Raw genomic sequence first — 14,621 nt, 5'->3', positions numbered from 1 at the left:
TTCTTTCTGGCCAGCTCTGAAAAACGCATCACCCCGAAGCCCCCCAGGAGCCCTCGTCCAAAGGAGCCCTCATCAAAAGTAGCCCTCATCCTGAGGAGCCCGCGCAGCGGGCGTCTCGAAGGACGAGGGCGGTCCAAGCAGGGGCGGCCCCGGCGAAAACGCCGTGGACAGGCTCTAGCTCAAGGCGCGCCGCGCCTCAAGCGGCGCGCGCCCAGCTTTCGCGGTCGAGGGCGAACAGCAGCGCTTTCGCCCCGGCATGGCGGCCCGGCGCCGGCGCTTCGCCCACCGGGGCAAAACCGACGCGGCGCAGCACCGCCTGCGAAGCGGTATGTTCCTCCAGCGCGGCGGCGGTGAGCGCAGGCGCCCGCGTCACCAGGAAACAGGCGTCGATCATGGCGCCCGCCGCCTCCGCGGCAAAACCCTGTCGCCAAAAAGCGCGGCCCAGCCAATAGCCGAGCTCGAATTTTTGAGCGCCGGGCTCCAAAGCGATCATGCCGATGGGGGCGCGATCGCCGGTTTTCCGCGTCATCACCAGGCGCAAATGCCGCCCGGCGGCATTGCCCTCCCGGCTGTCGCGCACGAAGGCCTGCGCGTCGTCAACGCCATAGGGATGCGGAATATGGGCGGTGAGGCGCGCGACCTCCCAGTCGCCGGCAAGGGCTGCGAGGACGGGCGCATCGGCGGCTTCCGGCCAGCGCAGCCAGAGGCGGCGCGTTTCGAGACGAAAAACGTCGTCGCGGGCGAGATCAGGGAACATAGAGACACTCCAGTTCGCAAGCAAAAAGGGGAACGCGCGCGTTCCCCTGGCAGCTTGGAGCTGGATGTCTTCGCGCCCAGATTTTGGGCTTGAAAACCGGGCCTTTCGGCCTCCCGGGAACTTGCGCCTCGGGAGACCGTTTCATCTCCCGGATTTATTCTGCGGCTTCGGCCGGTACTTGGGCCGGGGTGGCGGCGACGGTAATGACCGATCGGGCGCCCTGGGTTTTAAACACGACTTTGCCGTCTACGAGGGCGAACAGGGTGTGATCCTTGCCCATGCCGACATTGGCGCCGGGATGCCATTTGGTGCCGCGCTGACGCACGAGGATGTTGCCAGCCAACACCGCTTCGCCGCCGAATTTTTTCACGCCAAGGCGACGACCGTCAGAGTCGCGCCCGTTGCGGGATGAACCGCCTGCCTTTTTGTGAGCCATTGTCCTGCTCCGAGATCCTTAACGCCGCATGCGCGGCCGAGTTCCAGTTTGAAGAAGTTTTCGCGCGGATTAGGCGGCGACGACTTCGAGAATGCGCACGATGGTCAGATCCTGGCGGTGACCCCGCTTGCGCTTGGAATTCTTGCGGCGGCGCTTTTTGAAGGAGATGACCTTCGGGCCGCGGGCCTGTTCGACGATCTCGGCGGTGACGGAGGCGCCGGCGACGAAAGGCGCGCCGATGGTGGCGGCGCCGTCCTTTTCGACGATCAGAACGTCGGAGAAAGTGACCTTGTCGCCGGCATTGCCTTCGAGCGACATGACGGTGATTTTTTCATCGGCGGCGACGCGATACTGCTTGCCGCCGGTTTTGATGACTGCGAACATCGTTTTTCCTCGTGTTCTCTTCCGATCTGCGCTTTTTTTTTTGCGCGACCGGCTTTTTTGCAGCTGAACCAGCAGGGAAAGGTTTGGACGCGAGGCCCGAAACCCAAGGAAACGGCCGTCTTTGCAGGGCAAAAACGAGAAATCGCGGCGGAACGCCACGACAGACCGTCTGGCTTCATAGACGCAAAAGGCGAGCCAAGTCAAGGCCGGATCGGCGGGACGCTGGCGTTGGCGATCTTTATCATTTTTACGTGCGGTTGAGCCTTGCGTTTTTGCGTGGGGGCATGTTATTGCGCCGCCTCACCACCGGCGAGCCCTTGGCCTCGTCGACACACCTGGATTGGAGAGGTGGCTGAGTGGTTGAAAGCACCGCACTCGAAATGCGGCATACGGGCAACCGTATCGGGGGTTCGAATCCCTCCCTCTCCGCCAGTTTCTGATCCCCCATCCGCCAGTTTCCGCCCAAGCGGAAACGCCTGAAAGTCACGGGTTCGGCCAAAAACCGGTCGAGCCATGGCGAACGATGTATCCCAACTTGTAGTCCATAATGTAGTCCGCCGCCGCAGTAGCCGCCCCTCCTACCTCGTGCGCCGCGGCGACGTCTTCTTCTTCCAGATTCGCCCTCGCCTGCCGAAGAGGCTTGCCGTTTTGAAAAAACCGGCGCCTCATAGATTGCGACTGGGAGCTGTGTCGACTCGTACCGCCCAAGCATGGGCGCTGCATCTCGCCGACCTCGCCGAGGCGCTCTTCGCCCGCTGGGACAGACGGATGGAAGACAAGATGCAGCAAGACGAGTTCGATTTCGGCGATGGCTACGCGAGGAATGGCGACTCCTCCCCTCCAGAGGCGTCGGCATTCCTCAAGGAAATGGCGCAGCTCTTCGCCACAGCTTTAGTGACCGTGAAGAAGGAAGCGCCGCCCTTTCCCGCTCTTCCTCCTCGAGCAGAGCATCATCTTGCCTTTATACGGGAAGGTTGCGCCCTTGAACGGGACATCCGGCTTGGCGAAGGAACGCATTCCCCGATTGCCGCCAACGCCGATCTCCTGCGCGCCAACCTCAAGTACCGGATGACTGCGTTCGAGGAGGCCGTGAACGCAGGGGCTGCGGCCTTCAACGCCATGACGCAGACTCTTGTGAGCGGCGGTCTGGGCAATGGGCTGCCCCAGCCATTAGGTGGTGACGTAGGAGCGCGGCAGTCCGTCCCTGTTGTTTCGCCCGAGATCGCCGCCACGCCCAACTCGCCGCAAACCATTACTCCAGCGCCGCAGGCGGCCATGCCAGCGCAGCCGGCTGCGCCCGCACGCCCCAAATCCGAGGCGCCCCTGTTCAGCGAAGCCCTCGCCGAATATCTCGAACTGCGCGAAGGCGCCGGGGCTGAAAGGGGCGCGATTTCGACGGCGCGCATGCGCGCCGAAGTCTTCGTTGCTGTCATGGGCGACAAGCCTATTGATCAATACCTGCCATTCGATCTGCAAAAGTTTGTCAATGAGGCGCAGCACCTTCCCCTCGCCTTCGGCAAGGAAATGCCAGAATCCTCCACCGTTCGGGCGATCGGACCGAAGGCGGCCATCGAGATCAACAAAAAGGAAAACTGTTGGGAGCGGCTGACCCGCAAGACGATGGAGGATGGCTACCTGCCTGCCATCAAGGCCGTGATCAACCACGCCGTTCGAATACACCCTATTCACAACCCCTTCGGCAAAATGAGGCTGATCTGGCCAAAACAGTTGAGACCCTCCGCCACTCGCGAGGCACTCGACGCCGAGCGGCTCGACGAGGTGTTCCGCATCGGCGTCGCCTCCGGCTTCATCGACGACGCGCTGCTTCCGGCGCTGGCGCAGACCACGTCGCGGCGACTCGGCTTGCTCGCTTATCTGCGCGGCAGTGACTTCCAGACGAAACATGGCGTCAGCATTGTCCGCATCGACGGGGTGGCCTTCGACTCGCAGAAGGGAAAATGGTACCGCGTGCCTTACAAGACGCCGGACAGCCTGAACTTCTTTGTTCTCCACGAGCTGTGGGACGACTGCGGCCTCACCGATTGGGCCAAAGCACAAGGGGATGCGTTCATCTTCCGCCAGTTGCACGCCTGCGCGGACCCTGCCGACGCAGCATCAAAGCGGTGCGGTCGCCTGCTACAAAAGGCCGGCGCGATCGGCTGCAACATCGAGGTTCCCCACGCGTTGCGCCACGGCGCCAAGGACGCGATGGTCGATGCCGCGATCGAAGGCGAGACGCGGCGCAAGCAGATGGGGCAGAGCACACGCGTTGACGTCCATGACGATTATGGCTCCAACCGTTCCCTGACAAGGGCGGAATGCCAACAGCTGGCTCGACTGCCGCTGATGGAGGCCATCGACTGGTCCGTATTCAAGGGACTGGATTTCGAGGCCATGGCGTCGAAGGTAAGGAAGGGGGGCAGACCCAAGAAGGGCCCGTCTGAGTCGTAAAGAGCTGCGTGGTCGCCTGCCGCCTATCCTTCCCTCAAGGGACTCATCGCCTGACGCGTTGACGTGTCTCTATTCCGTAAAGCCGCCGCGCCGTTCAACGGCAGCGGCGACTTCAAAACGGTTGGATAGCTTCGATACTCTCTTGCGTCCCTAACCCGCGTTTTTTGGACCAGCGCGTTTAATCCGTTTTCTAGGACCCTTTTTGCGTCGCTTGGCATCGCGCGCCTTTAAAGGTTGTGGCGCGTCGTCCACGGCTTTCCACGTTCTGTGGGTAATAAAGTGAGCAAGCTTAATCTTTGCCTTCGACATTTGTTCGTTTTCATGCGGTATTTCAGAAATTATTTTATAATATCGTCGCGATGCATCAAGCGCCGTTTCCATTTGCCTGTTTTTTATCAAGGCTCCTATGTATTTCTCCGAAAGAGTCACTATAGGGTAATAATCGACATCCGAGTATTCACGCGCATGTAACGCCTCAAGCGTGGTAGCAGCTGCCGTGAGCAACCTCGCCGTTTCGGAATCGTAGTTTTGACGTTCGTAGGCAACACGCAATTGCAAATCTGCGAGAGCATGTAAAGCGTAGCTATTGCCCGGATATGCCTCTATCGACTTGGTCAGGACTGTGATGGCGGGCTCCAATTCGCCGAACATAGCGAGGTACTGCCCGTATTGTAGCCAGTAATGACCATCGAGCTGGAAATCTATCTCAAAACTCTTGTACAGCTCAAGCCCTCTACGAATCTCATTCCTTCGGCGTGCATTTTCGCCAATAAAGTCATGGTTAAGTATGAACTTGAACAATGCGCCATCAAGACGCACAACATTCTTTACAATCGGAAGATCATATTTTGTGTATGTTCTAAGAATTTGTATAGCAGCATGAATTATGCTCTTGAAATCAGCAACATTCTCAATGATGTGCCTGACGTAAACTTCATGGCGCGCGACGTATCTGTCTGATGGATTAGGCGACACAATGCCTGCCAAATGCCCCAGCGCCCCCTCGAAAGATAGCGACTTTCTAATCCGATTGAAAGCTTCCCTAGTCGCCCCCTTTGATATCCCGGTGCGGGCCATGGTTGCCAAGCCAACGATCAGCAAAAGGTTTCTACAATCATCATCCGGTAGGTTTTCGTATTCATCTGCGATGATTTTTGTAAACCTCTCAGATGACGTTGCCTCCTTTAGTGCGATGAGTAGCTGATCCTTTGATGAGGCAAGCTTCTCTGCGCGCTGGGATGGCGACAATTTCCTAAAATACGGCGCAGGTACATATTTGAGTAGGCGATCAATCAAAGCCGCATGATCGTCCGACACAAAGCGCTGAAATTCAAAGCTTGTTGTGACATCCCCGACTCGACGTTCGATATGGCGACGCCATTCGCTCGTTCGCGCGCTAGAGATTACAGTCAAGCTTCCGGCAGGGAGCGTCAAAATGTCCTCTTCTAATAAATCTCCGAACAGGATTGCATCCCCGACATATACGACAGCATGCTCGTCCTTATGTAGTTTATGAATCAACTCCAAGGACGAGCGAAGCGACTTTGCATCGCTTTTGATTTCGTAAACAGGATAGCTTGTATTTTCCCGCATAAACCTGATCATCGACTGAAGAAGAGCTGTTGTTTTTCCGCTTCCAGCCTGCCCATAAACGAGAAACATTCTATCTCTTGAGGCAATAGAGCTTGACAAAGCCGTGTACAGTTCGGTTGTTTTAGTCAGCCATACGGGAATATCCGTAGCTGCCAACTTCCACGTAGGCGGGAACCCTTCCAGGAATGCCCTCGCAACTTCGGCCCGCGCGAGACCTTGAAGCTCTTCAGCCTTGCTTTTAGTATCTAGCCACGTGTGCAGGACAATTGAATCTGCTGTGTCAACCTCGCTCTTGGTGGGAGTGATGCGTGCCGCGAGCTTTCGAGTAAATAGGCTGTTAGACTGGCTGACATCTAATGGCGTGACTTGAGGGCCGATTGCTTTATCGAGCCACTGAACGAAGTCGCTCAAGTAACCCTTAACTACAACGATGTTTCGTGATGCGAACCCTGCCAATTGTATAGGAGTAAAATCGTCAGGCGTGACTAGAAATGCAAGGCCGAGCTGCGAGTCTGGCGTAGGACGCGCGCGATCAAGCTCAGCAGATAGTATTGGCTCTTCAAGGCGACTTCCGATAAAAATAGGTACCTTTGCTACGTAATCAGTCGCAGCTTGGCGATACCAGTCATGACGATCTTCATTGAGTCGTGCGTTGTATTCTTTTGGAGTAAATATAAAACCGTGTTCCGGCTTTAGTGCTTCTCCATGAAGATGAACGACATGTACGTATTCAATTCCTGTATAAGACGAAACCTTGTCGGATAGCCCATTTACATATCGCCGAGTTTGCGCGCTGTGTTTTGTGTTTTCAATAGCGTCATCTATATTCCATGTGTAAATACGTCGCCAGCTATATTTAAATAGCTTTTTCAACTCATCTGAGGGTGTCGTGGAGGTGTATTCAGCCTGCAATATATCGACGAACTGCTGCTTACTTATGCGATGACCGGTCACGGCTTCCAAGACGTCCGGCAACGGCTCCCCAGCGTACGGAAACCCGGCCTCCGTTGCGAGGCGCTCGGCCAAGGCTCTGCCCTGCTTGACCCGTTCTCCCTTGGAGTTGGTCGAAGTGGCCGATGCGCCAGCACCAAGAAAGAGTACGGCGTCTCCGTCCATAATGGCCTTTATCAACAGGGCGCTATCATGTTGATTAATATCAACCACCTTTGCCTCCAAATTCGCACATATCATCCAAGGCCATTTGGCAAATCTTCACGGAGATCGCGGCTGCTGCGCAGACATAAAACGAGGTCGTCAGGCTTCCGCGCGTCATCCGTCTTCGAACGTCGAACTAAACCATTAACAAGTGATTGCGTAGGCTCTCAAGCCCACCTTCTCTGATCACAGCTGAAGACCAGGTTCTCCGGCATGTCGAGAATGGCGTCATCGCAATTCTACCGTACGCCTTCGCGCACGGCTTGTAACAGCGACGCAGATGCTCTTATCGCAGCCGGCAGATTGTTGTGTGATGCACGGCGTAGGAGCGTGCGATCTCGCAGACCGATTCTCCAGCCTCACGTCTCGCGATTGCCTCGCGGCGTTGATGTGCGGTCAATTTCGGCTTTCGGCCAAGACGGACTCCTCGTTCCTTAGCCCTTTCCCGGCCCTCGCCGGTCCGTGCAAGGATGAGTTCGCGCTCAAATTCCGCAAGTCCCGCCAAGATCGTCACCATCAGCCTGCCATGCGCCGTCGTCGTGTCGGCCCAAGTGTCGCGCAGCGATCGAAAACCAGCGCCCTGATCCGATAGTGCGGCCAAAACATTTAGAAGGTCACGTGTGGAACGGGCAAGGCGATCGAGGCGAGTAACGACGAGAATGTCGCCGCCTCGAACAGCGGCTATGGCGCGCTTGAGTTCGGCCCGATCCGCCTTCGCGCCACTCACCTTCTCCCGGTAAATTCGGTCAACGCCCGCTGCCGACAACTCCGCAACCTGCGCATCGATAGACTGGCCGTCGGTCGAAACTCTTGCATATCCAATTACGGCCATCCGCGCATCCTTTTCGCACCAGACTTTTGCACATGCTAACTCGTTGTTTCACAAGAGCCCATCTGGACGTGCGAAAATCTTGATTTCCGCACAGGACGGAAGAAAGGAGGCCTTCGCCTCACCCTCCTTGCAAGGCCGTCAAATAGGCAACCGCCTCGCTCGCCTTCGCGGCGGCGGTGAAAATGGCGCGCTTGTCGGCTCGCATCAGGCGGAGCCAGTGGTCGAGATATTGAGCGTGGTCGAGTCGCGGTTCCGCGCTGACGCCAACGTCCGCGCAGAGGAAAGCGGCGCCGAGTTCCGCAACGAGTTCCTCCGCCGCATACGCCGCGTCACCGAAACGCTTGCCAAGTTGACGGTTGCAGCGGCTCTCATGGCCAGTCCAGTGGGTCAGCTCATGAAATGCGGTCGCGTAATAGGCTTCCGCCGGGGAGATCGTCGGAGTTCCCACGAAGGCTTCGCGGACCGGTAGAGCAATCTGGTCGGTTGCCGGGCGATAGAAGGCTCGGTCGCCACCATGCTGGATCACCGCGCCTGTGTGAGAGACAAACGCCTCGGCTTGCTCGATCGGCGTCATGGGAGACGTCGTTGCGTCTGGCGTGGGCGCGGCATAGCCGTCCACCTGTTCTGCCGCGAAGACCGGGCTCGCGCGTGCGATGAGGCGCGTCTCGCGGCGGTCCTCCTCGTCGGTGACCGCGATCTCCTTGTAGAAGGCCACATACGCCGCCTTCTCGCCTTTGCGGACTTGGGCGCCGGCCTCCGCCCATTGGCGATAGGTGCCCCAGAGGCCCGACGAATAGCCATGCTGGTCGGAGATCGCCCAGAGAGCGACGACGTTCACGCCCCTGTACCGCTTTTTCGAATCGATATTGGTTGGGCGCATGGCGCTCCCCGCCGACCGATGCCATGGAAGCTGGAACTCGCCGGCGCCGCGCTCGATCGCGACGATGATCGTGTCGGTGATGCTCTGATGGATGTCGAAATGCTGGGCTTTCATCATGGTCCCCTTGGTCGCGGGCCGTGTGCGGCCTGATGGGGACATGCGGACCGAACCAATGGCCGCGCGATCAAACCCCGCGCTTTCGGCGCGCCGCGTGCGGGGCGGAGCTGCACGACCGGCGGAACGACGGGAGGAAGCGAGCCGGGTTGATCGCGCGGCTGGGGCGGTCAATTTCCCCATATCAGGCAGTACGGCGCTCGCTGCTGGCGGTGACCATGACGCTGCCCTGTGTTTCGCTGGCTCTTGAAGTCCTCGCGATGACATCTTCGCTGCGCGCGGCGTTATGGCCGCTCCAAACGCAAGAAATGACGACCGTTGCGGAATGCCTGAGCCTGAGCCAATATGCCCGCGTTCGAAACCAAGCAGGCGGCCATTGTGGGCCCGAATTCTCGCAACTTCGATTTCCTGAAGTCATTTGACGCGGACCTCGCCCGTCTGGGCGCCCTCGCCGAATGGGCCTTCCATGCGGACGCCCCAACCGCGCTGGGGAAATTGCGGCAATTTGCTGAATACATGGCGAAATCGCTCGCCGCCCGAAACGGTCTCGCCCTCGACGCCCGCGCCAATTTCGACGAGACCCTTCGCAGCTTGCAACAAGCAGGCAAGCTGCCGAAGCAGGCGGCAGACGTCTTCCATTTTCTTCGCCGATACGGCAACGCCGCCGTCCACGAAAACCTCGGCACGCCACAGCAGGCCTTGACCGGGCTGAAGGTCGCGCGCCAACTCGGCGTGTGGTTCCTGCGCGCTTATGGACCGGACAGAAATTTCCATGCCGGCGCCTTTTGCCCGCCCGAACCGCCGAACGACTCAAAGGCCGAACTGACCGAAGAGATCGCGCGGCTGCGCGACCAGCTCGCCGCAACCGAAAGCGCAGCGGAAAAAGCGCGTCGGGTCGCCGAGGAGACCGCGCGCAGTCGCCTCGACGCCGAGGCCTTGGCAAAACGCGAAGCTGAAGAACGCGTCCAGTGGGAGCAATTGGCGGCGGAAGAAGCCGCAGCCCGCGACCAAGTCCAGCGCACGCTCGACCGCCTGCGGGCCGAGGCGCAAAGTCAGACTCCCGCCGACATGGCGCAAAGGGCGCAGCAGGCCGAAACCGCCGACGCGAACATTGAACTGGATGAAGCCGACACCCGCGTCCTCATCGACGCCAAGCTGGCCGCAGCCGGCTGGACCGTGGATTCGGCGCGCCTGCGCCATGCTGCGGGAACACGTCCCGATTCCACGCCAGCCATAGCCATCGCCGAATGGCCAACCGCCACCGGCCCCGTCGATTACGCCCTGTTTCTCGATGGTCATTGCGTTGGCCTGATCGAAGCCAAGCGCGGCAAGACCGATGTTCCCGGCGTTCTGGTCCAGACTGGCCGCTATGCCAAAGGCGTCAAGCTGGACAACGAACACCGCCTGCCTGCCGCGCTGTCGGGGGATGCGCCCGGCGGCGTTCCCTTTCTCTTCGCCACCAACGGTCGCCCCTATGTGAAGCAGATGCTGACGAAATCCGGCGTCTGGTTCCGCGACGCCCGACGCGCCGCCAATCTGCCCTTGGCCCTGAGCGACTGGTTCACACCGCACGATCTCAGGGAAAAGCTGGCGCAGACGACCGATGGCTCAGGCCTCGCCGCCGAATCCTTCGATTACGCCGGCATTCGCCCCTATCAGCAGGAGGCGATCACGGCAATCGAGGCGGCGCTCGGACGCAGCCAGCGCGAAATTCTCGTCGCCATGGCGACAGGGACGGGAAAAACCCGCACCTGCATCGCCCTGATGTATCGGCTGCTCAAGCACAAGCGGTTCCGCCGCATCCTGTTTCTGGTCGACCGAAACGAACTCGGCAAGCAAACCCTGCGCGCCCTCGCCAATACCGAACTTGAGGGCCTTCTGAAGTTTGACGAGAGCTATTCGGTCGCCGGACTCGACGCGAAGCTGCCGGCCAAGGAAACCCGCGTCCACGTCGCCACAGTGCAGGCGATGGTCAAGCGGGTCATCTCAGCCGAGGGCATCGACGAACGCCCCTCGCCGGGAACCTACGATTGCATCGTCGTCGATGAGGCGCATCGCGGCTATACGCTCGACGCCGAACTGCGCGAGGAGGACCTCGAATTCCGCTCGCTGGAGGATTACCTTTCCAAATACCGCCGCGTCCTCGACTATTTCGACGCGGCCAATATCGCGCTGACCGCGACGCCCGCCTTGCATACCGCCGAAATTTTTGGCGCCCCCGTTTATCGCTACAGCTACCGGCAGGCCGTCGTGGACGGCTATCTCATCGACCACGCGCCGCCGCGCCGCATCAAGACCGCCCTGGCTGTCGCCGGCATCACCTTTTCGGCGGGTGACGAAGTCGAAATCATCGATCCCCGCAGCGGCCAGATCGACCTTTTCCAAACGCCCGATCAGGTCGATTTCGAAATCCAGGAATTCAACAAAAAAGTCTATTCGACCGAGTTCAACCGCGTCGTGGCCGAGGCCGTCGCCTTGGAAATCCCGCCCTCGGCCCCCGGCAAAACCCTGCTGTTCGCCGCCCGCGACGACCACGCCGACACGCTGGTCGATCAGCTCCGCAAGGCGTTGGAAACCGAATACGGTCCGCAGCCGCACGACCTCGTCCAAAAAATCACCGGCAAGGTAGACAAGCCCGGCGATCTCATCCTCGCCTACCGCAACGACCCTCGCCCGAAATATGTCGTCACCGTCGATCTGCTCACCACGGGCGTCGATGTTCCCGCCATCTGCAATCTGGTCTTCGTCCGCCGGGTCAACAGCCGCATCCTCTATGACCAGATGATCGGGCGGGCGACGCGGAAATGCGACGAGATCGGCAAGGAAGTGTTTCGCATTTTCGACGCCGTCGATATCTACGCCAATCTTCAGGCCGTCACCGACATGAGGCCGGTCGTCGTTGACGCCAATGTCTCGCTCGCCACTCTCGTCTCGGATTTCTTGCGGGCGCCGACGGACGAGGACCGCATCTTCGTGCGCGATCAGATCGTTGTGCGCCTGCGCCGCGCCATGCGCCATTTCACCGAGCCGCAGCGCGAGGCTTTTGAGCGCGCTTCCGGCGCCACGCCCGAACAATTCCTCGCCCGCTTGCGCGCGGCGGCGCCTCATGAGGCCGCTGCCTTTTTGCAAAGCCAGTCGTCCGCGCTGGGCGTCGCCTCGGGCGCCCGCCCGGCTGGCGGCGACCGGGGGATCTACATTTCCACCCATTCCGATGAATTGGTGTCCGTCGAGGATGTGTTCGAAGGCGCCGCCAGTCCGGAAGACTATATCTCCGCCTTCGAGCGGTTCGTGCGCGAGAACATGAATGCATCGGCGGCGTTGATCGCCGCGACGCAAAAACCCCGCGAACTCACCCGCAACGAACTGAAAACCCTCGCCGCCGAACTCGACGACCACGGCTTTTCCGAAGCCAAGCTGCGCCGCGCCTATGGCCGCGCCCGCAACGCCGACATCGCCGCCCACATCATCGGCTTTGTCCGGCAGGCCGCGTTGGGCGATCCGCTCGTTCCCTATGCGGCCCGCGTCGATTCCGCGCTTGCCCGGATCGAGGCCGCAAAGCCATGGACCCAAAAACAGAAGCAATGGCTGCGGCGCATCGGGCGCGTCCTGAAAGAGCAACCCGTCGGCGACCGCGCCATCCTCGCCGAGCCGGCCTTCGCGGCGCAGGGCGGTTTTGACACCGTTGACGCAGAATTCGGCCATGGCTTGCAGGACGTGCTTGCCGACTTTAACGAAGCGATCTGGGGCCGCGCCAGCTAGCCGGTCGATTCGGAGTGTCTATGAATCCCTCGTCCGATCTGGTCCAAAAGCTCTGGCGGCTCTGCACGGTGCTCCGTAAAGACGGAATCACCTACCAGCAATATGTCACCGAGCTGACTTATCTGCTGTTCCTCAAAATGATGGCGGAACATAAGCGCGAGGACGGCAAGATTCCGGCCGGCGCGCGCTGGGGCGATCTTGTCGCCGAGGAGGGGATCAAGCGGCTGGCGCTTTATCGCCGCATCCTCGCCGATCTCGGCGACCCGGAAAAACGACTGGATCGCACGGTGCAAGCGGTCTTCGCCAACGCCGCCACTTTTATTCGCGAGCCGGTCAACCTCGACAGACTGGTGGCAGCCATCGACGACCTGCGCTGGTTCAGCGAGGCGCGCGATTCCTTCGGCGATCTCTACGAAGGCCTGTTGCAGAAAAACGCCGAGGAAACCAAGCGCGGCGCCGGACAGTATTTTACCCCACGCGTGCTGATCGACCTGCTGGTGAGGCTGATGCAGCCCGAAGCCGGTGAAACCATTCAGGACCCCGCCACGGGCACCGGCGGCTTCCTCATCGCCGCCAACAGTTATATGCGCGCCGCCACGGATGACTTCTTCACCCTCCCGCCCAAGGCGCAGGAATTCCAGATCCACCATGCTTTGCATGGCATGGAAAACGTCGAGGGCGTCTATCGCCTGCTGCTGATGAACCTGTTTTTGCACGGGATCGACAGCTGGCACATCCGCCTTGGCGACACGCTTTCGCCCGATGGCGCCGAGCTGCAAAAGGCCGATGTCATCCTCACCAATCCGCCGTTCGGCCCGGCGGGCGGAAAACCGTCGCGCGACGACCTCACCGTGACCGCCGCCGTATCCTCCTATCAGCTTCCCTTTGTGGAACATTGCCTGCGTGCGTTAAAACCCGGCGGGCGCGCCGCCATTGTCGTGCCCGACAACGTGTTGTTTGAAGACGGTCGCGGGCGCGACCTGCGGCGGATGGTGATGGACCGCGCCGACCTGCACACGATTCTGCGCCTGCCCACCGGCATTTTTTACGCGCAGGGCGTGAAGACCAATGTCATCTTCTTCACCAAGGGGATTGGCGACAGCGGCCAGACCGAAAGAGTCTGGATCTATGACTTGCGCGGAAATATGCCCGCCTTTGGCAAGACCAGCCCGTTGACGCTTGAACATTTCGCCGATTTTGAAACCGCCTTCGGCACCGATCCGCTAGGCCGCGCGCCCCGCGTCGATCAGGGCGAGGAAGGCCGCTTCCGCTGTTTCACCCGCGAGTTCATCGCCGCGCGGGGCGACAATCTCGACATCACCTGGCTGCGGGATGCGTCCAATGACGCCGAAGATACGCTGACCGAGCCGGAGGAATTGATCGACGCGCTGATGGGGCATCTGAAAAGCGCGCTGCTGGAGATCGAGGCGCTGGGCGAGGAACTGGCCGGCGAGCCGGTCGCATGAAGGAGCTTCTCGTCATCGGCGGCCCCAATGGCGCCGGAAAGACCACCGCCGCCAAGGTGCTGTTGCCGCGCTTCACCGGTATCGTCGAATTCGTCAACGCCGACGAGATCGCCAAGGGGTTGTCGCCGTTCAATCCGGACGGCGCGGCGTTGGCGGCGGGACGGGTCATGCTGGAGCGGATGGAACAGTTGATCGGCGCCGGCGCATCCTTCGCCTTCGAAACCACCTGCGCCGGGCGCGGCCACGCCGCCCTGATCCGCCGATGCCAACAACTCGGCTATCGCTTCACCTTGCTGTTTTTCTGGCTGCGCTCGCCAGAACTCGCCATGGTCCGCGTCGCCCGTCGGGTCAGCGAGGGCGGCCATGACATCCCGCCCGACGTCATCCGCCGCCGCCATGGCGCCGGCTGGCGCAATCTGTTGGATCTCTATTGGCCGATGGCCGAAGACGGCGCTATTCTGGACGCGGAATTTTCGCCCGCGCGGTTCATCGTCGAAAAGCGCGCCGGAGCCGTCACCCTTCACGATCCCGCGCTGTGGAGCCGGGTTCAGGAGCAAATGCCATGACGCAGCGCACCCCGCCCTCACTGATGGAGGGCATCAAGCAGGGCATCGAGGCCGCCGGGCAAGCGCTGCTTGAGGACTCTCGCCGCACGGGCCGCCCCCTTGCGACCTGCCGTGATGGAAAGGTTGTCCTCGTCGATGCCGATGGCCGGCTTTTGCCCGAACCGCCAAGAACGAATGCGGCGCATTGATCAGTAAAGCCAGAACGGGACCTAGACTGGAATGAATTTG

At 60.3% G+C, this 14,621-nt stretch carries 11 protein-coding genes and 1 tRNA gene; 6 read left to right on the top strand and 6 right to left on the bottom strand.

All coding sequences use genetic code 11. From position 1 onward, the window contains the following. Nucleotides 1–196 precede the first annotated feature (196 nt). The 3 genes from M2320_RS04675 to rplU all read right to left on the bottom strand — a co-directional run bounded on the left by M2320_RS04675 (nucleotide 197) and on the right by rplU (nucleotide 1,577). Nucleotides 197–757: a GNAT family N-acetyltransferase gene (locus tag M2320_RS04675; protein WP_264596276.1), complete on the bottom strand. Its 561-nt coding sequence runs from the start codon at nucleotides 755–757 to the stop codon at nucleotides 197–199. Between the two features lie 154 nt (nucleotides 758–911). Beyond that, nucleotides 912–1,193, bottom strand: coding sequence for a 50S ribosomal protein L27 (gene rpmA / locus M2320_RS04670; protein WP_184430500.1), 282 nt, complete (start codon nucleotides 1,191–1,193; stop codon nucleotides 912–914). A 69-nt stretch (nucleotides 1,194–1,262) separates the two neighbouring features. Continuing rightward, nucleotides 1,263–1,577: a 50S ribosomal protein L21 gene (rplU, locus tag M2320_RS04665; protein WP_184430501.1), complete on the bottom strand. Its 315-nt coding sequence runs from the start codon at nucleotides 1,575–1,577 to the stop codon at nucleotides 1,263–1,265. A gap of 342 nt (nucleotides 1,578–1,919) precedes the next feature. Here rplU and M2320_RS04660 point away from each other — a divergent pair. Further along, a tRNA-Ser gene (locus M2320_RS04660) sits at nucleotides 1,920–2,009 on the top strand. 81 nt (nucleotides 2,010–2,090) lie between these two features. Further along, entirely contained in the window at nucleotides 2,091–4,028 is a 1,938-nt protein-coding gene (locus tag M2320_RS04655) for a hypothetical protein (RefSeq protein WP_264596275.1), read from the top strand. A 150-nt stretch (nucleotides 4,029–4,178) separates the two neighbouring features. Here M2320_RS04655 and M2320_RS04650 read toward each other — a convergent pair whose 3' ends face one another. From M2320_RS04650 to M2320_RS04640, 3 genes are all read right to left on the bottom strand, one after another. Continuing rightward, the gene (locus M2320_RS04650) at nucleotides 4,179–6,785 is read right to left on the bottom strand and encodes an SIR2 family protein (RefSeq protein ID WP_264596274.1); all 2,607 of its coding nucleotides are present in this window, start codon (nucleotides 6,783–6,785) and stop codon (nucleotides 4,179–4,181) included. Between the two features lie 277 nt (nucleotides 6,786–7,062). Further along, nucleotides 7,063–7,608, bottom strand: a complete 546-nt coding sequence (locus M2320_RS04645) for a recombinase family protein (RefSeq protein ID WP_264596273.1) — start codon at nucleotides 7,606–7,608, stop codon at nucleotides 7,063–7,065. 118 nt (nucleotides 7,609–7,726) lie between these two features. Then, entirely contained in the window at nucleotides 7,727–8,605 is an 879-nt protein-coding gene (locus tag M2320_RS04640; RefSeq protein WP_264596272.1) for an ArdC family protein, read from the bottom strand. Nucleotides 8,606–8,947: 342 nt separating this feature from the next. On the opposite strand from M2320_RS04640, the gene hsdR reads away from it, so the two are divergent. From hsdR to M2320_RS04620, 4 genes are read left to right on the top strand one after another with little or no spacing between them, the layout of a single operon-like run. Then, nucleotides 8,948–12,361, top strand: a complete 3,414-nt coding sequence (hsdR, locus tag M2320_RS04635; protein ID WP_264596271.1) for a type I restriction-modification system endonuclease — start codon at nucleotides 8,948–8,950, stop codon at nucleotides 12,359–12,361. Between the two features lie 20 nt (nucleotides 12,362–12,381). Then, nucleotides 12,382–13,827: a type I restriction-modification system subunit M gene (locus tag M2320_RS04630; RefSeq protein ID WP_264596270.1), complete on the top strand. Its 1,446-nt coding sequence runs from the start codon at nucleotides 12,382–12,384 to the stop codon at nucleotides 13,825–13,827. Continuing rightward, the gene (locus M2320_RS04625; RefSeq protein ID WP_264596269.1) at nucleotides 13,824–14,393 is read left to right on the top strand and encodes an AAA family ATPase; all 570 of its coding nucleotides are present in this window, start codon (nucleotides 13,824–13,826) and stop codon (nucleotides 14,391–14,393) included. The genes M2320_RS04630 and M2320_RS04625 overlap by 4 nt, the downstream gene beginning before the upstream one ends. Next, nucleotides 14,390–14,581, top strand: coding sequence for a hypothetical protein (locus M2320_RS04620; RefSeq protein WP_264596268.1), 192 nt, complete (start codon nucleotides 14,390–14,392; stop codon nucleotides 14,579–14,581). Before M2320_RS04625 ends, M2320_RS04620 begins: the two co-directional genes overlap by 4 nt. Nucleotides 14,582–14,621: the final 40 nt, after the last annotated feature.

The organism is Rhodoblastus acidophilus (assembly GCF_025961575.1).
Lineage (GTDB): Bacteria > Pseudomonadota > Alphaproteobacteria > Rhizobiales > Beijerinckiaceae > Rhodoblastus > Rhodoblastus acidophilus_C.
Note: the sequence above shows the minus strand (reverse complement) of the source record. Positions and strands in the feature narration are given on the sequence as shown.

Excerpts from the sequence above, each read along its gene's own strand:
- M2320_RS04675 (WP_264596276.1), bottom strand. The coding sequence starts at position 757 with ATGTTCCCTGATCTCGCCCGCGACGACGTTTTTCGTCTCGAAACGCGC.
- rpmA (WP_184430500.1), bottom strand. The coding sequence starts at position 1,193 with ATGGCTCACAAAAAGGCAGGCGGTTCATCCCGCAACGGGCGCGACTCT.
- rplU (WP_184430501.1), bottom strand. The coding sequence starts at position 1,577 with ATGTTCGCAGTCATCAAAACCGGCGGCAAGCAGTATCGCGTCGCCGCC.
- M2320_RS04655 (WP_264596275.1), top strand. The coding sequence starts at position 2,091 with ATGGCGAACGATGTATCCCAACTTGTAGTCCATAATGTAGTCCGCCGC.
- M2320_RS04645 (WP_264596273.1), bottom strand. The coding sequence starts at position 7,608 with ATGGCCGTAATTGGATATGCAAGAGTTTCGACCGACGGCCAGTCTATC.
- M2320_RS04640 (WP_264596272.1), bottom strand. The coding sequence starts at position 8,605 with ATGATGAAAGCCCAGCATTTCGACATCCATCAGAGCATCACCGACACG.
- hsdR (WP_264596271.1), top strand. The coding sequence starts at position 8,948 with ATGCCCGCGTTCGAAACCAAGCAGGCGGCCATTGTGGGCCCGAATTCT.
- M2320_RS04630 (WP_264596270.1), top strand. The coding sequence starts at position 12,382 with ATGAATCCCTCGTCCGATCTGGTCCAAAAGCTCTGGCGGCTCTGCACG.
- M2320_RS04625 (WP_264596269.1), top strand. The coding sequence starts at position 13,824 with ATGAAGGAGCTTCTCGTCATCGGCGGCCCCAATGGCGCCGGAAAGACC.
- M2320_RS04620 (WP_264596268.1), top strand. The coding sequence starts at position 14,390 with ATGACGCAGCGCACCCCGCCCTCACTGATGGAGGGCATCAAGCAGGGC.